20 protein-coding genes and 3 pseudogenes are annotated in these 14,941 nt (G+C 66.8%); 6 read left to right on the top strand and 17 right to left on the bottom strand.

Features of this window, described 5'->3' with window-relative positions; translation table 11 throughout:
- The first annotated feature begins 74 nt into the window (after positions 1 to 74).
- Genes G6N51_RS23390 through G6N51_RS23380 form a run of 3 tightly spaced genes read left to right on the top strand, consistent with a single transcriptional unit; the run spans position 75 to position 2,887 of the window.
- On the top strand, positions 75 to 1,025 hold the full coding sequence (locus G6N51_RS23390; protein ID WP_083174701.1) for a class I SAM-dependent methyltransferase: 951 nt from the start codon (positions 75 to 77) through the stop codon (positions 1,023 to 1,025).
- A 10-nt stretch (positions 1,026 to 1,035) separates the two neighbouring features.
- Positions 1,036 to 1,950: a class I SAM-dependent methyltransferase gene (locus tag G6N51_RS23385; RefSeq protein WP_083174704.1), complete on the top strand. Its 915-nt coding sequence runs from the start codon at positions 1,036 to 1,038 to the stop codon at positions 1,948 to 1,950.
- Positions 1,951 to 1,972: 22 nt separating this feature from the next.
- Complete coding sequence (locus G6N51_RS23380) at positions 1,973 to 2,887, top strand: class I SAM-dependent methyltransferase (protein WP_083174707.1); 915 nt, start codon at positions 1,973 to 1,975, stop codon at positions 2,885 to 2,887.
- Between the two features lie 4 nt (positions 2,888 to 2,891).
- Here G6N51_RS23380 and sppA read toward each other — a convergent pair whose 3' ends face one another.
- Positions 2,892 to 4,661, bottom strand: a complete 1,770-nt coding sequence (sppA, locus tag G6N51_RS23375) for a signal peptide peptidase SppA (RefSeq protein WP_083174710.1) — start codon at positions 4,659 to 4,661, stop codon at positions 2,892 to 2,894.
- A 39-nt stretch (positions 4,662 to 4,700) separates the two neighbouring features.
- Here sppA and G6N51_RS23370 point away from each other — a divergent pair, with 39 nt between their 5' ends.
- Positions 4,701 to 5,627 carry an LLM class flavin-dependent oxidoreductase gene (locus G6N51_RS23370; RefSeq protein ID WP_083174714.1) on the top strand — a complete coding sequence of 309 codons (927 nt, stop codon included), beginning with the start codon at positions 4,701 to 4,703 and terminating at the stop codon, positions 5,625 to 5,627.
- Here G6N51_RS23370 and rplO read toward each other — a convergent pair whose 3' ends face one another.
- From rplO to G6N51_RS23300, 14 genes and pseudogenes are all read right to left on the bottom strand, one after another.
- Positions 5,628 to 6,068 (bottom strand): 50S ribosomal protein L15, encoded by a 441-nt coding sequence (gene rplO, locus G6N51_RS23365; RefSeq protein WP_083174717.1) that lies wholly within the window; start codon positions 6,066 to 6,068, stop codon positions 5,628 to 5,630.
- Complete coding sequence (rpmD, locus tag G6N51_RS23360) at positions 6,065 to 6,247, bottom strand: 50S ribosomal protein L30 (RefSeq protein ID WP_083174720.1); 183 nt, start codon at positions 6,245 to 6,247, stop codon at positions 6,065 to 6,067. The genes rplO and rpmD overlap by 4 nt, the downstream gene beginning before the upstream one ends.
- Positions 6,244 to 6,915, bottom strand: coding sequence for a 30S ribosomal protein S5 (rpsE, locus tag G6N51_RS23355; protein WP_083174723.1), 672 nt, complete (start codon positions 6,913 to 6,915; stop codon positions 6,244 to 6,246). The genes rpmD and rpsE overlap by 4 nt, the downstream gene beginning before the upstream one ends.
- A gap of 41 nt (positions 6,916 to 6,956) precedes the next feature.
- The gene (gene rplR / locus G6N51_RS23350; protein WP_083174752.1) at positions 6,957 to 7,325 is read right to left on the bottom strand and encodes a 50S ribosomal protein L18; all 369 of its coding nucleotides are present in this window, start codon (positions 7,323 to 7,325) and stop codon (positions 6,957 to 6,959) included.
- A 41-nt stretch (positions 7,326 to 7,366) separates the two neighbouring features.
- Positions 7,367 to 7,906, bottom strand: coding sequence for a 50S ribosomal protein L6 (gene rplF, locus G6N51_RS23345; RefSeq protein WP_083174725.1), 540 nt, complete (start codon positions 7,904 to 7,906; stop codon positions 7,367 to 7,369).
- A gap of 21 nt (positions 7,907 to 7,927) precedes the next feature.
- Positions 7,928 to 8,326 carry a 30S ribosomal protein S8 gene (gene rpsH, locus G6N51_RS23340; RefSeq protein ID WP_055401845.1) on the bottom strand — a complete coding sequence of 133 codons (399 nt, stop codon included), beginning with the start codon at positions 8,324 to 8,326 and terminating at the stop codon, positions 7,928 to 7,930.
- 67 nt (positions 8,327 to 8,393) lie between these two features.
- The gene (locus G6N51_RS23335) at positions 8,394 to 8,579 is read right to left on the bottom strand and encodes a type Z 30S ribosomal protein S14 (protein ID WP_007167851.1); all 186 of its coding nucleotides are present in this window, start codon (positions 8,577 to 8,579) and stop codon (positions 8,394 to 8,396) included.
- Between the two features lie 4 nt (positions 8,580 to 8,583).
- A complete protein-coding gene (gene rplE, locus G6N51_RS23330) occupies positions 8,584 to 9,147 on the bottom strand; it encodes a 50S ribosomal protein L5 (RefSeq protein ID WP_083174728.1) in 564 nt (187 codons plus the stop codon).
- A 1-nt stretch (position 9,148) separates the two neighbouring features.
- Entirely contained in the window at positions 9,149 to 9,466 is a 318-nt protein-coding gene (rplX, locus tag G6N51_RS23325) for a 50S ribosomal protein L24 (protein ID WP_083174731.1), read from the bottom strand.
- Positions 9,467 to 9,835, bottom strand: coding sequence for a 50S ribosomal protein L14 (gene rplN, locus G6N51_RS23320; RefSeq protein WP_003403649.1), 369 nt, complete (start codon positions 9,833 to 9,835; stop codon positions 9,467 to 9,469).
- A 189-nt stretch (positions 9,836 to 10,024) separates the two neighbouring features.
- Positions 10,025 to 10,561, bottom strand: coding sequence for a DinB family protein (locus G6N51_RS23315; RefSeq protein ID WP_083174734.1), 537 nt, complete (start codon positions 10,559 to 10,561; stop codon positions 10,025 to 10,027).
- A gap of 54 nt (positions 10,562 to 10,615) precedes the next feature.
- Positions 10,616 to 10,936 (bottom strand): hypothetical protein, encoded by a 321-nt coding sequence (locus tag G6N51_RS23310; protein ID WP_083174737.1) that lies wholly within the window; start codon positions 10,934 to 10,936, stop codon positions 10,616 to 10,618.
- 163 nt (positions 10,937 to 11,099) lie between these two features.
- A pseudogene (locus tag G6N51_RS23305) lies at positions 11,100 to 11,456 on the bottom strand (hypothetical protein); the annotation flags it as partial.
- 73 nt (positions 11,457 to 11,529) lie between these two features.
- Entirely contained in the window at positions 11,530 to 12,213 is a 684-nt protein-coding gene (locus tag G6N51_RS23300; protein WP_083171565.1) for a TetR family transcriptional regulator, read from the bottom strand.
- 299 nt (positions 12,214 to 12,512) lie between these two features.
- Between G6N51_RS23300 and G6N51_RS23295 the strand changes: the two genes are divergently transcribed.
- On the top strand, positions 12,513 to 13,715 hold the full coding sequence (locus G6N51_RS23295; RefSeq protein ID WP_083171566.1) for a cytochrome P450: 1,203 nt from the start codon (positions 12,513 to 12,515) through the stop codon (positions 13,713 to 13,715).
- Position 13,716: 1 nt separating this feature from the next.
- Here the strand turns inward: G6N51_RS23295 and G6N51_RS29310 are convergent, their stop codons facing one another.
- A complete protein-coding gene (locus tag G6N51_RS29310; RefSeq protein WP_232078460.1) occupies positions 13,717 to 13,848 on the bottom strand; it encodes a cytochrome P450 in 132 nt (43 codons plus the stop codon).
- A gap of 339 nt (positions 13,849 to 14,187) precedes the next feature.
- Between G6N51_RS29310 and G6N51_RS23290 the strand changes: the two are divergent.
- Positions 14,188 to 14,586 (top strand): annotated as a pseudogene (locus G6N51_RS23290) (enoyl-CoA hydratase-related protein); the annotation flags it as partial.
- Here the strand turns inward: G6N51_RS23290 and G6N51_RS29305 are convergent.
- Positions 14,576 to 14,836: pseudogene (locus tag G6N51_RS29305) on the bottom strand (hypothetical protein); the annotation flags it as partial. The pseudogenes G6N51_RS23290 and G6N51_RS29305 overlap by 11 nt on opposite strands.
- Between the last annotated feature and the right edge of the window lie 105 nt (positions 14,837 to 14,941).

Below are 14,941 nucleotides of genomic sequence, written 5' to 3'. Positions count from 1 at the left end.
CGGGGGGCGTACAGTGGCAGAAGCTTGTTATATCGGCTAAATATTAGATTAACTAGATCCGAACAGGGGCAACTATGACTTCCACCAGGTATGAGGGCGACACCTGGGACCTGGCGTCCAGCGTCGGGGTGACCGCGACCATGGTGGCCGCCGCCCGGGCCGTGGCCACCCGCGCCGACCGTCCGCTGATCGACGACCCGTTCGCCGAGCCGCTGGTCCGGGCCGTCGGCGTGGACCTGCTCACCCGGCTGGCAACAGGCGAGGTCAATCCGGACGACCTGAACGACGTGCACGACGGGGCCACCGGGTCCACCGGCGCGATGTCCCGGATGGCCGACAACATGGCGGTGCGCACCAAGTTCTTCGACGAGTTCTTCCTGGACGCGACCCACGCGGGAATCACGCAGGCGGTGATCCTGGCCTCTGGGCTGGACGCCCGCGCCTACCGGCTGGCCTGGCCCGCCGGGACCGTCGTCTACGAGGTCGATCAGCCGCAGGTCGTCGACTTCAAGTCGCGCACCCTCACCGAACTGGGCGCCGCGCCCACCGCCGACCGGCGCGTGGTGACCGTCGACCTGCGCGACGACTGGCCCACCGCATTGCGGGCCGCCGGCTTCGACCCGGCCAGGCCGAGCGCATGGAGCGCCGAGGGTCTGCTCGGCTACCTGCCCCCGGAGGCGCAGGACCGACTGCTGGACACCATTACCGAACTCAGCGCACCGGGCAGCCGGTTGGCCGTCGAAAGCGCGCCCAATCGCGAGCCCGGCGACGAGGACAAGATGAGGGAGCGCATGCAGCAGATCTCCGAACGCTGGCGTGCGCACGGCTTCGACCTCGACATGGCGGGGCTGGTGTACTTCGGGGAACGCAACGAGGCGGCCCCCTACCTGCGCGACCGGGGCTGGGCGCTGAACGGCGTCACCATCCGGGAGTTGTTCTCGGCCAATGGGCTTCCGCCGCTCGAGGACGACGACATGCGCATGGGCGAAATGCTCTACGTCAGCGGCACTTTGGAGAAGAAATAGGAGCCATTGCATGACGGTGGAATCGGGACGCACGGAAGGCGACAGTTGGGGACCCGGGCACAGCGTGGGGGCGACGGCCACCATGGTGGCGGCGTCCCGCGCGGTGGCGTCGCAGGGACCCGACCCGCTGCTCGACGATCCGCTGGCCGAACCGCTGGTCCGCGCCGTCGGCCTGGAGCCCTTCATCCGCATCGTCGACGGGCAGGTCGATTTCGAGGACGACCCGCTGTTCAACCGCAAGGCCCGCACCGAGCAGATCACGGTTCGGACGCGGTTCTTCGACGACTTCTTCATCGGCGCCACCAAAGACGGTGTGCGACAAGCGGTGATCCTGGCTTCCGGCCTGGACACCAGGGCCTACCGGCTGGCCTGGCCCGCCGGGACCGTCGTCTACGAGATCGACCAGCCACAGGTGATCGCGTTCAAGACGGACACCCTCGCCGGGCTCGGGGCCGCCCCGACGGCCGAGCGCCGGACGATCGCCATCGATCTGCGCGATGACTGGCCGACGGCGTTGCGCGACGGCGGATTCGACACAACGCAGCCGACCGCGTGGAGCGCGGAAGGGCTGCTCCCCTACCTGCCGCCCGAGGCCCAGGACCGGCTGTTCGACAACATCACCGCGCTCAGCGCGCCGGGCAGCCGGCTGGCCACCGAACATGTGCCCGACCCCAACGCGTTCTCCGACGAGCGGTTGCAGCGCATCAGCGAACGGTGGCAGCGATTCGGCCTCAACCTCAACGCGGCCGACTTGTTCTACCGCGGGGAACGCAACGTCGTCGCCGACTACCTCAATGCCCTCGGCTGGCGGGTGACGGCGCATCCGGCGCGGGAGTTGTACGCGCAGAACGGGTTCGAATTCCCCGAGGACGAGATGTCGGCCACCTTCGGCGAGTTGAGCTACGTCGCCGCGACGCTGGCGTAGCGGATTGGCTAGGGTTTCGGCTATGTCACGCGCTCACGACGACGAGTGGGATCTGGCGTCCAGTGTGGGCGCGACGGCGACCATGGTGGCCGCCGGTCGCGCCATGGCGACGAAGGATCCCCGCGGCCTCATCCACGACCCGTTCGCCGAGCCGCTGGTTCGCGCGGTCGGCGTGGCCTTCTTCACCAAGATGATGGACGGCGAGCTCGACCTCGACGCGATCGAGAACGCATCCCTGGTCCGCATGCAGGCCATGGTCGACGGAATGGCCGTGCGCACCAAGTATTTCGACGACTACTTCGTCAAGGCGACCCAGGGCGGAATCCGGCAGGTGGTGATCCTCGCATCGGGGCTGGACTCGCGCGCCTACCGGTTGCCATGGCCGGACGGCACGGTGGTCTACGAGATCGACCAGCCACGCGTGATCGAGTTCAAGACCGCCACGTTGGCCGGGATCCCGGCCGAACCCACCGCGACGCGGCGCACGGTCCCGATCGACCTGCGCGCCGACTGGCCGACGGCGCTGAAGGCGGCCGGATTCGATGCGACGGCGCCCACCGCGTGGCTGGCCGAGGGTCTGCTGATCTACCTGCCACCCGAGGCCCAGGACCGGTTGTTCGACAACATCACCACACTCAGCGCGCCCGGCAGCACGATCGCCACCGAGTTCGTGCCCGGCATCGTCGATTTCGACGCCGACAAGGTGCGGGAGATGTCGGGTTCCTTCCGCGAACACGGGGTGGATATCGACATGGCGTCGCTGGTCTACGCCGGCGAGCGCAACCACGTCGTGGACTATCTGCGGTCCAAGAGGTGGGACGTCGAAGGGACCACCCGGACGGAATTGTTCCGGCGCCAAGGCATCGAGGCGCCACCCCCGGAAAACGACGACCCGCTCGGCGAGATCATCTTCATCAGCGGCGAGCTCACCGGGTAGTTCGTCAGAACCGCGACCGCCCGGGCCACAACACGGTGGCGCCGTTCAGCGTCTGCTCGACGTTGTCCAGGATGCCGCCGACGGTGCGGCCGAGCAGCGCCGCCAGCGCGTCCGGCAGCGACGCGGCCGGCTGGGACGAGGCCCGGGGCCGCAGCATGTCCAGCAGCGAGGAACCCGGGTAGCTGACCACGCGCACTTCGCTGTCCTCGTCCAGGCCGGCCAGCACCTTGGCACGGCGCACCGCGGTGCGCAAGCCGCCGAGTTCGTCGACCAGGCCGTGCTTGAGGGCGTCGGCGCCGGTCCAAATTCGCCCCTGCGCAACGCGTTCGACCGCGTCGGCGGTCAGGTTGCGCGCCTCGGCGACGCGCCGGACGAAGTCCGCGTAGAACAGGTCAGCCTCGGCCTCGCGGTGAGCCTGCTGCTCCGGGGTGAACGGCGCGTCCATCGACCACGCGTCGGCATTGGCGTTGGTGCGCACGGTATCCGACCCGACCCCCAACCGCTCCAACAGGTCTCGGATCACCAGCTTACCGGTGATCACCCCGATCGACCCGGTGACGGTCGCCGGGTTGGCGACGATCGCGTCGGCCCCCATCGAGACGTAGTAGCCCCCGGAGGCGGCGACCGCACCCATGGACGCCACCACCGGCTTGCCGCGGGTGCGGGCCCTGGTCACCTCGCGCCAGATGCTCTCCGACGCGGTGATCGTGCCGCCGGGGCTGTTGACCCGCAGCACGATCGCGGACACCGACTCGTCGGCGGCCGCCTCCCGCAGCGCCGCCCCGATGGTGTCGCCGCCGGCGGTGGAGGCGCCGAACGGCAGGAAACCGGGACCACCGCGTCCGTCGACGATCATGCCGTCGAGCGTGACGACGGCCAGGGTCGGCTTGGGCCGCCGGCCGGGCACCGGCGGTCTGGGCGGCGCCAACCGGGAGCGGGCCGCGCCGGCATACCGGGTCAAATACAGCCGCGGCGGTTCGGTCTCATCCGAAACATCCTTTACGCCAACAAGTTCCGCTATGCGCGCGTAGGCCTCGTCGCGGAACCCGATCCGGTCGAGCAGGCCGGCCGCCACAGCGTCGTCCCGCAACAGCGGTGCGCGGTCGGCCAGCGCGTCGAGCGCATCGATGTCGAGCTTGCGCGACTCGGCGATCGCCCGCCACGCCTGCTCCTGCAGGCTTTCCAGCATCCCGGTGACGGCCTCGCGATGGGCCGTCGTGAAGCCGTGCTCGGTGAATCGGTTAGCCGCGGACTTGTATTGGCCGCGCGCCACGAACTGCGGTTCGATGCCCGCCTTGTCGAACGCGTCGCGCAGGAAGGTGGCGTTGCTGGCGAAGCCGATCAGCCCGACGCTTCCCGACGGCTGCATCCACACCTCGCCGAAGGCCGAGGCCAGGTAGTAGGACAGCGTGCCCGGGTAGGTCTCGGCCCACGCCAGCGTCGGCTTGGCGGCGCTGAACGCGGCGATGGCCTCGCGCAGTTCCTGCACCGCCGCCGGCGCTGAGGCGGCTAGTTGCACCCGGGCGATCAGGCCGGCGACCCGCGGGTCCTCGGCCGCGCGGTGGATGGCGGCGACCGCGTCGCGAAGCGCCATCGGCTTCCCGCCGGTGAAGATCGCCAGTGGGTCGAACCCCGCCGACTCCGGCGGTGCCGAACGCAGGTCGAGCTCGAGCACGCAGCCGTTGGGTACGCCGTGGTGGCGGGCGGTGTCGACGCGGCCGGCCAGCGCGCGGACGTCGTCGACACCGGGGATCGAGGGCAGGAAGGCGAACATGTCTGCAGCGTACCGACAGCGCCGCCGTACGGTGGTGGGGTGAGGTTCTCGATCGCCATCCCCCAGTTCGACGACGACGGGTTCGACGCCGACGGGCTGCGCGGTTACCTGGCCCGCGCCGAGGAACTCGGGTTTGAGGGCGGCTGGGTGCTCGAGCAGATCATCGGCGAGGCGCCGCTGCTGGCGCCGCTGGAGCTGCTGGCCTACTGCGCGGCCTGCACCGAACGCCTGCGCCTGGGGGTCGCCGTGCTGGTGACGTCGCTACACGACCCGCTACAGCTGGCCTCTTCGGTCACCGCGGTCGACAGGCTGAGCCACGGCAGGCTGGACGTCGGTGTGGGGACCGGCGGCGGATTCCGCAAATTCGCGGCATTCGGCGTCGAGAAGGAAACGTACATCTCATATTTCACTGAGGGCCTCAAGTTGATGAAGGCCGCCTGGTCCGACGAGCCCCGGGTCACCTTCCACGGCCGGTTCCGCGACGTCGACGACCTCCCGATCGCGCCCAAACCGGTGCAGCGTCCGCACCCGCCCATCTGGTTCGGCGGCCTGGCGCCCAAGGCCCTGGCCCGCGCGGTTCGCCACGGCGACTCGTTCCTGGGCGCCGGTTCGTCGACCACCGAGGCCTTCGCCGGAGCCGTCACCGTGGTGCGCCGTGAACTCGACGAACAGCAAAGGGACCCGGCGCATTTCACCATCGGCAAGCGCGTCTACCTCATGGTGGACGACGGTGCGGCACGGGCCCGTGAGCGGGTGCTCGCCGGGCTGCGGCGGATCTACGGCAAGATGCCGGGCGTCGAGGATGTACCGGTCTCGGGCACGCCCGACGACGTCGCGCACGGGCTGCAACAGGTGATCGATGCCGGCGCGGAGTACCTGTTGCTCAACCCGGTCGGCGTCGACGTCGCAGAGAACCGCGAGCAGATGGAACGCCTTGCCGCGGAGGTCATTCCGCGGTTGGGCTGATCAGAGCTCGGTGGCCGAGCCGCCGGCGGCGGTGATCTTCTCGCGGGCGCTGCCGCTGAACTTGTGCGCGGAGACCTCGACCTTGACGGTCAGCTTGCCGTCGCCGAGGACCTTGACCAACGCGTTCTTGCGAACAGCGCCCTTGGCCACCAGGTCGTCGACGCCGATGGAGCCGCCCTTCGGGAACAGCCGGTTGATGTCGCCGACGTTGACGATCTCGTATTCGGTGCGGAACCGGTTGCGGAATCCCTTGAGTTTGGGCAGCCGCATGTGAATCGGCATCTGCCCACCCTCGAAGGTGGCCGGCACGTTCTTGCGGGCCTTGGTGCCCTTGGTACCGCGGCCGGCCGTCTTGCCCTTCGAGCCCTCACCGCGACCGACCCGGGTCCGGGCGGTCTTCGAGCCGGGGGCCGGCTTCAGGTCGTGCAGCTTGATGGTCACTTGGCCTCCTCCACCACGACCAGGTGGTTGACCACCGCGATCAGGCCGCGGGTTTGTGGGTTGTCCTCACGGATCACCGAGTGGCGGATCCGTCGCAGGCCCAGGGTGCGCAGGCTTTCCCGCTGCTTCCAGCGGGCCCCGATGGTGCTGCGGACCTGGGTGATCTTCAGTTGGCTCATTGCGGTGCCGTTCCCTCTCGCGCGGCACTTGCGGCCAGCGCTTCACTTTCCCGCCGGGCCCTGAGCATTCCGGCCGGGGCGACGTCCTCGATGGGCAGGCCGCGCCGGGCAGCCACCTCCTCGGGACGCTGCAGCAGCTTGAGCGCGGTAACCGTGGCGTGCACCACGTTGATCGCGTTGTCGCTGCCCAATGATTTGGCCAGGATGTCGCGCACACCAGCGCATTCCAGCACCGCACGCACCGCGCCGCCGGCGATCACACCGGTACCGGGGCTGGCCGGGCGCAGCAGCACCACGCCCGCGGCCGCCTCACCCTGCACCGGGTGCGTGATGGTGCCGCCGATCAGCGGCACCCGGAAGAAGCCCTTGCGCGCCTCCTCCACGCCCTTGGCGATGGCGGCCGGGACTTCCTTGGCCTTGCCGTAGCCGACGCCGACCATTCCGTTGCCGTCACCCACGATGACCAACGCGGTGAAGCTGAAGCGCCTACCGCCCTTGACCACCTTGGAGACGCGGTTGATGGCGACGACCCGCTCGAGGTAGTTGCTCTTGTCGCCGTCGCGATCGCGGCCACGGCCGCGGTCACCGTCGCGCCGACCGCGGCTGTCGCGGTCACCGCGCGAGTCACGGCTGTCTGGGCCTTGCCCGCCGGCCGACTGTTCCGCCATTATGCGGTCCTTCCAGGCTTGTTCGAGGTCTCGATCATCATCTAGAAACTCAATCCGTTCTCGCGTGCGGCATCGGCCAGCGCCGCGATCCGTCCGCCGTAGGTATACCCACCGCGGTCGAAGACCGCGGTGTCGATACCGGCGGCCTTGGCGCGCTCGGCAATCAACTGGCCTACCCGCACGCTGCGGGCCTTCTTGTCGCCTTGCAGGCCACGCACGTCGTCCTCGATGGAGGACGCGGCGGCCACGGTGGTGCCGTTCTCGTCGTTGACCAGCTGCACGTGGATGTGCCGCGCGGACCGGTTGACGACGAGCCGCGGACGCTCCGGGGTGCCCGTGATCTTCTTGCGCAGCCGCGCATGCCGGCGCAGCCGGGAGACCCGACGAGTCGCGGATACGCTCTGCCCCACCGGCTTCCGCGCGGCGGTGTCAGCTTGTTTTTGCGCCATGGCTACTTACCTGTCTTTCCGACCTTGCGGCGGATCTGCTCACCCTCGTAGCGCACGCCCTTGCCCTTGTACGGGTCGGGACGGCGCAGACGGCGGATGTTCGCCGAGATCTGGCCGACCTTCTGCTTGTCGATCCCGGAGATCGAGAACTTCGTCGGTGACTGCACCGCGAACGTGATGCCCTCGGGCGCCTCGATGACCACCGGGTGGCTGTAGCCCAGCGCGAACTCGAGGTTGGCGCCCTTGAGCTGCACGCGGTAACCGACCCCGAAGATCTCCATCTTGGTGGTGTACCCCTCGGTCACGCCGGTGACCAGGTTGGACACCAGGGTGCGCGACAGCCCGTGCAGCGAGCGGTTGCGCCGCTCGTCGTTGGGACGGGCGACCACGATCGCGCCATCTTCGTTGCGCGCGACCGTAATCGGTTCGGCGACGGTCAGATTCAGGCTGCCCTTGGGGCCCTTCACCGAGACGTTCTGACCCTCGATCGTTACGTCGACTCCGGATGGAACCGGAACCGGCTGCTTACCAATGCGCGACATAATCTATTGCTGCCTCTCCCGCTACCACACGTACGCGAGGACTTCGCCGCCCACGCCCTGTCTGGCCGCCTGACGATCGGTCAGCAGGCCCGAGGAGGTCGAGATGATCGCCACGCCCAGGCCGCCGAGCACGCGCGGCAGGTTGGTGGATTTCGCATACACCCGCAGACCGGGCTTGGACACTCGCCGCAAGCCGGCGATGCTGCGCTCCCGGCTCGGGCCGTACTTGAGCTGGACGACGAGCGACTTGCCGACCCGGGCGTCTTCGGTCCGGTAGTCGGTGATGTAGCCCTCGGCCTTGAGGATCTGGGCGATGTTGGCCTTGATCTTCGAGTGCGGCAACGTCACCTCGTCGTGATACGCCGAATTGGCGTTGCGCAGACGTGTCAAGAAGTCTGCGATCGGGTCCGTCATGGTCATGACAGGCGTGTCACCTTCCTCGCGGCGGTTCCCGTCCCGGGCCTACCGCGCAACTGTTTGGGGCTTGTTACCAACTGCTCTTTTGCACGCCGGGCAGTTCGCCCGCGTGCGCCATCTCGCGCAGGCAGATCCTGCACAGCCCGAATTTGCGGAAGACCGCGCGCGGGCGGCCGCACCTGTTGCAGCGCGTGTAGCCGCGCACCGCGAACTTCGGCTTACGTGCGGCCTTGTTGACCAGTGCCTTCTTCGCCATCTGCTCAGTTCTCCTTGAAGGGAAAGCCGAGGGCCCGCAACAGCGCTCGTCCTTCGTCGTCGGTCGTCGCCGAGGTGACGACGTTGATGTCCATGCCGCGGACCCGGTCGATCTTGTCCACGTCGATCTCGTGGAACACCGACTGCTCAGCCAGCCCGAAGGTGTAGTTGCCGACACCGTCGAACTGCTTGGGCGACAGCCCCCGGAAGTCGCGGATACGCGGCAGCGCGATCGAGGTGAGACGGTCCAGGAACTCCCACATCCGGTCCCCACGCAGGGTGACCCGGGCGCCGATCGGCATGCCCTCGCGCAGCTTGAACTGGGCGATGGACTTGCGCGCCCGGCGGATCTCGGGCCGCTGCCCGGTGATCAGCGCCAGGTCGTTGACCGCGCCGTTGATCAGCTTCGCGTCTCGCGCCGCGTCGCCGACGCCCATGTTGACGACGACCTTCGTCACGGTCGGGATCTGCATGACGTTGGAGTAGCCGAACTGCTGCTGCAACGAATCACGAATCTCGTTGCGGTAGCGCTCCTTCAGGCGCGGCTGCACCTTCTCTGCTGTGGTCATGCTAGATGTCCTTACCGTTGCGCTTGGAGATGCGGACCCGCTTGCCGGTCTCCTCGTCGACCCGGTAACCGACCCGAGCGGGCTTGCCGTCAGCGTCGACCACCATCACGTTGGAGACGTGGATCGGGGCTTCCTGCGTGACGATTCCGCCCGACTGGGCTCCGCGCTGGTTGCTCGAGATCGCGGTGTGCTTCTTGATCCGGTTGACGCCCTCGACCAGCACCCGATTGCGCTCCGGGTAGGCCTGCAGCACCTTGCCTTTGGCGCCTTTGTCCTTGCCCGCGATGACCAAGACGGTGTCGCCTTTGCGGACCTTCATCTACAACACCTCCGGGGCAAGCGAGATGATCTTCATGAACCGCTTCTCACGCAGTTCGCGGCCGACCGGCCCGAAAATGCGCGTGCCACGCGGGTCGTTGTCGGGCTTGATGATCACCGCGGCGTTCTCGTCGAACTTGATGTAGCTGCCGTCGGGGCGGCGGCGCTCCTTGACCGTGCGTACCACGACGGCCTTGACGACATCCCCACGCTTGACGTTGCCGCCGGGGATGGCGTCCTTGACGGTGGCGACGATGACGTCTCCGATGCCGGCGTAGCGTCGCGACGAACCGCCGAGCACCCGGATGCACAAGATCTCCTTGGCGCCGGTGTTGTCGGCGACCTTCAGCCGCGATTCCTGCTGAATCACTCGATCTCCTGACCTGGTTGCGTGTGCACGGCAGGAGGCAAGCCACAGCCCACCGAATAACCTGACATGCGCGGTCTTTGTCACCGAAGGGCACGCGGGGCCGATTCGCACCGGCCGAGGTCTGCCCAAGGCAACCCCTAGAGTCTAGGGGACGACCAGCTCAGAGCCAAATTCGCGGCCGAGGCCGATTCAACGAGCGGTTTCCCCGATGTTGCGGATATCGCCGAGATGATGCACGCCTTCGTGCATGGCCTGGCGCACGAGCCAGCGGGCGGTGCGCTGCTCGCCCGGTAACCGGGTGCCGGTGCGGTCCCAGCCCCGATCATCGGTGCGCGCGACCTCGTCGCGGAACCCCGCGGCGGCGGCCGCCAGCTCGTCGAGGGTGGCGTCGATGTCGCAAGCGTTGTAGCGGAAGCGGCGGGCCCGCAGATCGTTGAGCATCGGGTCCCAGGCGGGCTGCTGCTCGGTGCGGACGCGGTGCAGCCGGATGGTGAAGCTGACGTAGACGTCGCGCAGGTGGCAGAGGTACTCGGCGACCGACCACACTTCCGGGCTGGGCCGCACCCGCCGCGCGTCAGGCGAGATCGCGGAAAGCGCCTCCCGAGCGGCGTCCGGCAGGCCGGCGATGACGGCGACCGCGTCCTCGACCCGAGTGTCCTGGTAACTCACCGCACAGGCGGCGCAGACGTGGTCTTCGGCGGCCAACGGGGGCAGCGAAGCGGGCATTGTGCAATCGTGCACCCAGAACGGATGTGGGTCTTCGGAGGACCCGATCGCTTCCTAGGCTTTTTGTGCGCCCACCAACCAGGCTGTGATGTCGTAGGCAGGCCCGTCAGTGGCGATTATTCGTCTGCACGAGACAAAGCTCGACTCGGCGGGCGCGAGGTTGTAGACGTATTGATCGTTGAACTGCTCGGCACCTTTTGTGCGTTGGACCGCCACGGTCGCGCGGATCGGAGCGTCTTTGGAGCCGTTGATCACATGCCAGGAGAAGAAGCCGCCGCAAGCGTTGTCCGGCCAGCTCTCCACCGAGGCCAGGTGGCTGGGGCCAGCTGTGTCGGCCGACGCGAATCCCGGCGGCCCGACGAACGGAACGCACACGATGAGTAACGCAACACCTTTAGCGACGCATCTCACGATCATGTTCTCCAGAATTAGACACACGAAGCGTACCGCCGCAGCGCGTCGAAGCGCTGCTTAATCGGGCGCATTTATCGGCCGTCGCCCAGGTCAGCGCTTCTTCGGCGGTCACCGGCGCACATATCTAGAACGGCGGTGGATCGTTATCGCCAGGTGGCGCGGGGCCGGTTTTCGCGGTTCGGCGGGCGAGCCGGGCCTGGCGGTTGTGTCGGCGTTCGGTGGCGATGCGGGTGGCGCGGTGTTGGGTGCGGGTGCGGGTGCGGCGGGGCATCATGGCGGTGCGTTGGGCGTGGGAGTCGTGTGGGGGGTCGGCTTCGGGGGCGGGCATGCCGCCCACGGCGCGGCACAGGCTGGGAAACAGCAGGGCGCTGCCCGGGGTGGTGACGCAGGTGCGCCGGGCCGGGGAGGTCCAGATCAGCGTGCCGTCGGGCAGCTGCTGGTCGCGCCAGCCCCAAAACGTTTTCACCAAATGATGGGTGCGACTGGCTGAAGAACGCTTCAGCTACGGGGGTTTGGTCGGGGGTTGGAGCTCCGGGTGGCTGGATGCGCTCTGGTCACGCCAATTTGACTGATCCGCGAGCGCTGGAAGCCAGTTGGCTGGCATGCGTGAGAGCGGTTAGTGCATCGATGTCGCGGGTCAGCTGGTGGTAGAGGACGGCCGGTCCAAGCCATCTGCCCACGAGACTGCGGAGTGCCACTGGGTTGAGTGGCCGCTCGGGAGGATCGAGCAGAACCGACTGGAGTGTGCGTACAGCGAGTTCGATGAGGTCGTCCATCGCAGCGTGGTCGAAGCCATGGGAGGCCCAGTCGACGTCATATCGTCGGAACATTTCTCGTCCGAGAGCAAATGCCGCACCGGCGGTGAACGAGGCCGACGCGCCACCCGGTAACCGTGCCTCTAGGACGCGCGCCATCAGCGGGTCGTCGGCGAACTCCTCGGCCGCGAATGCTACGCCCTCGACGACGGCAGCCGCCGGATTTGTCCACCCACCCAGGTGATCGGCTAAACGATCGAGAAAGCCGTTAGCCGAACGCATCTGGCTGCCGACCACAAGCGCTTCCCCCCCAGGGAAGTAACGGTAGATGGTCTGGCGGCTCACTCCCAGAACGCGGGCCACGTCGCTGACACGGATGGCGGATCCGCCTTCGGCAACCAGGGAGTCAACCGCGTCCAGAATCCTGTTGACGGCTTCCTCATCGGAGGCCGGCGTGCGGCCCGACCATCCATGGCTACGCAAGGGTAAGGCCCATCATCGTGCTCCAGTTCGGTATGACGTAACAACCTGTAGCTAGAAGTATTGCGACCTGGGGCCGAGGTCAACGGCATCTTGTCGCTTCACACGTGCCAGTTCGTACGAAATCTCAAGAACAGTTGCGCGACTGCCGCGCAGAAGTTCCTCTTCACCACACCACGCGAATCCGCAACAGTCAACGATGACGCGACATTCTGCTCTGATTTGTCTTGTCAGTTGGTGCCAGGTCTGCTGTGATACATCAAGGAAGCGCGGCAGGTTCCACTGCACCAGGAGGACGGACCATGACCGTAACTGAGGTCAACGACATTCGGTACGACCCCTACGATGTGGAACTTCTGGCCGATCCCTACCCAGTGTTCCGGCGGCTGCGCGAGGAGTCGCCGCTGTACTACAACGAGCAATACGATTTCTATGCGCTCAGTCGGTTCCAGGACGTCAGTCGTGCGCTTGTCGACACCGGCACGTTCAGTTCAGCCCGCGGAATGATCCTTGAAGTGATCAAGGCCAACATCGAGATACCGCCCGGCATCATCGTTTTCGAAGACCCACCGGTTCATGACATCCATCGTAAATTGCTCGCGCGGATGTTCACCCCCCGCAAGATCGCCGAACTCGAGGACAAGATTCGCGCGTTTTGCGCACAATGTCTCGACCCCCTCGTCGGCACCGGCCGTTTCGATTTCATCGCCGATCTCGGCGCTCAGATGCCGATGAGAGTCATCGGAATGCTGGTCGGCATTCCCGAAGACGACCAAGAACATGTCCGGGATCGCTCGAATGCGTTCTTGCTCACCGAGGCCGGCCAACCCATGACCCTGGCCTCGGAGGGCATCAACAACTACGACGAGGTGTTTTCCGCCTATCTCGACTGGCGCGCCGAACACCCCTCCGACGACATCACAACTGAGCTCCTCAACGTCGAATTCGACGATGAGACAGGAGTCCGCCGAACCCTGACCCGCGACGAAATCCTGTTTTACATCAGCCTCGTCGCCTCCGCAGGCAACGAGACCACCACCCGACTGCTCGGCTGGGCCGGAAAAGTTCTCGCCGACCATCCCGACCAGCGGCGCGAAATCGCAGCCGACCATCGGTTGATTCCGCAGACGATCGAGGAACTGCTGCGCTACGAATCCCCCTTACCGCACCTCGCCCGCTACGTCACCCGTGATACCGAGTGGTACGGCCACACCGTGCCCGAAGGCAGCGTCATGATGCCGCTGATCGCATCAGCTTGCCGCGACCATCGCCAATTCCCGCCTGACGGAGACACGTTCGACATCCATCGCCAGCCGCGTCAGCACCTGGCATTCAGCGTCGGAGCTCACTTCTGCCTAGGAGCGGCGCTCGCCAGGTTGGAGGCACGAATCGCGCTCGAGGAAATCCTCAAGCGCTTCCCCGAATGGGACATCGACACCCAGAACGCACACTTATCATCAGCGTCGGCTGTCCGAGGCTGGGAATCGATGCCCGCGTTCATCTAGCTCAGACGATCGGCAGGGATTCCAGGCCCCGGAGCGACCCGATGGGGCGCAGTCGCAGGCTGTTCCGGGGGACGGTGATCTCCAGATTGTCGAACCCCTGCAGCGATTGGGTGATCGCGATGCGGCCCTCCAATCGCGCCAGCTGATGGCCGAGGCAATAGTGGTGCCCGAAGCGAAGGCAGATGCTTGTTCGGTGCGCGGGCGAGGTCCAGTGCGTCGGCGTCGGCGAAAACAGACTCCTCTCGATTGGCGGAGATCAGCGTTGGCTAAAGAACAATCTGAGAGTGTTCAACGGTCAGATCCGCTACAGGCGCAGCGGGCACGTCGCAGGAAATCTACCGGTAGACCCGGGTGGTGCGGGTAACGTCGAGGTCGTGGGCACGACGACTGAACCCAAGGGCGTCGGCGGTGTTCGGGTCGAGAAGAACGGCCCCGTCACCACTGTGATCATGAATCGTCCGGAGGCCCGGCGGATGCCGTCTTCGGCGTGTTCTGCCGACGCTGGGGATTGCCGCTGATCGACGGCGGCACCGTCCGACTGCCCCGACTGATCGGACACAGTCGGGCAATGGATCTGACCCTCACCGGACGTTCTGTCGACGCGACCGAGGCGCTAGCTATCGGGTTGGCGAATCGCGTCGTACCAACTGGCACAGCCCGCGAGGCAGCAGAGGAGCTAGCTGCTGAACTCTCGGCGCTGCCGCAGATGCGCCTGCGCTCGGACCGCCTGTCGACGCTGTACCAATGGGGTCGAAGCGAGGCCGAGGCCATGGACTTCGAGTTCAACAGTCTGTCGCGTTTGACATCCGAATTGCAGTCAGGCGCGAAGCGGTTCGCCGACGGTGCGGGCCGACACGGCTCCAGAACGTGATGGTCCGACAGTGGGTGCGGCACAAGCATTTGAGGTTGGCGGCGTGGGTGGGCCCACCTTGGGCATAGGCGATGGTGTGGTCGAGGTCGCAGGCCAGCGCCGGCTGATCACAACCGGGCCAGCGGCAGGTCAGATCGCGGCACCGCACGAAATCGGCCAACGCCGGCGAGGGCAGATAGCCCGGCTCGGGTGGGGCGTGGCCGGGGTGGATCAGCGCCATCCGCCTGGCCGCGGCGGCCAACTCGGATAGCGCCGCTCGAAAAGCTCATCGAACGCCGCGATCACCTCCACCGACGACACCCTCGAATCGAACATAAATTCGACTATGTCACCCCGGACCGACGAAGATCGACGC

The sequence above is a fragment of the Mycobacterium paraseoulense genome, from assembly GCF_010731655.1.
Lineage (GTDB): Bacteria > Actinomycetota > Actinomycetes > Mycobacteriales > Mycobacteriaceae > Mycobacterium > Mycobacterium paraseoulense.
This window is presented reverse-complemented; position numbering and strand designations above follow the sequence as displayed.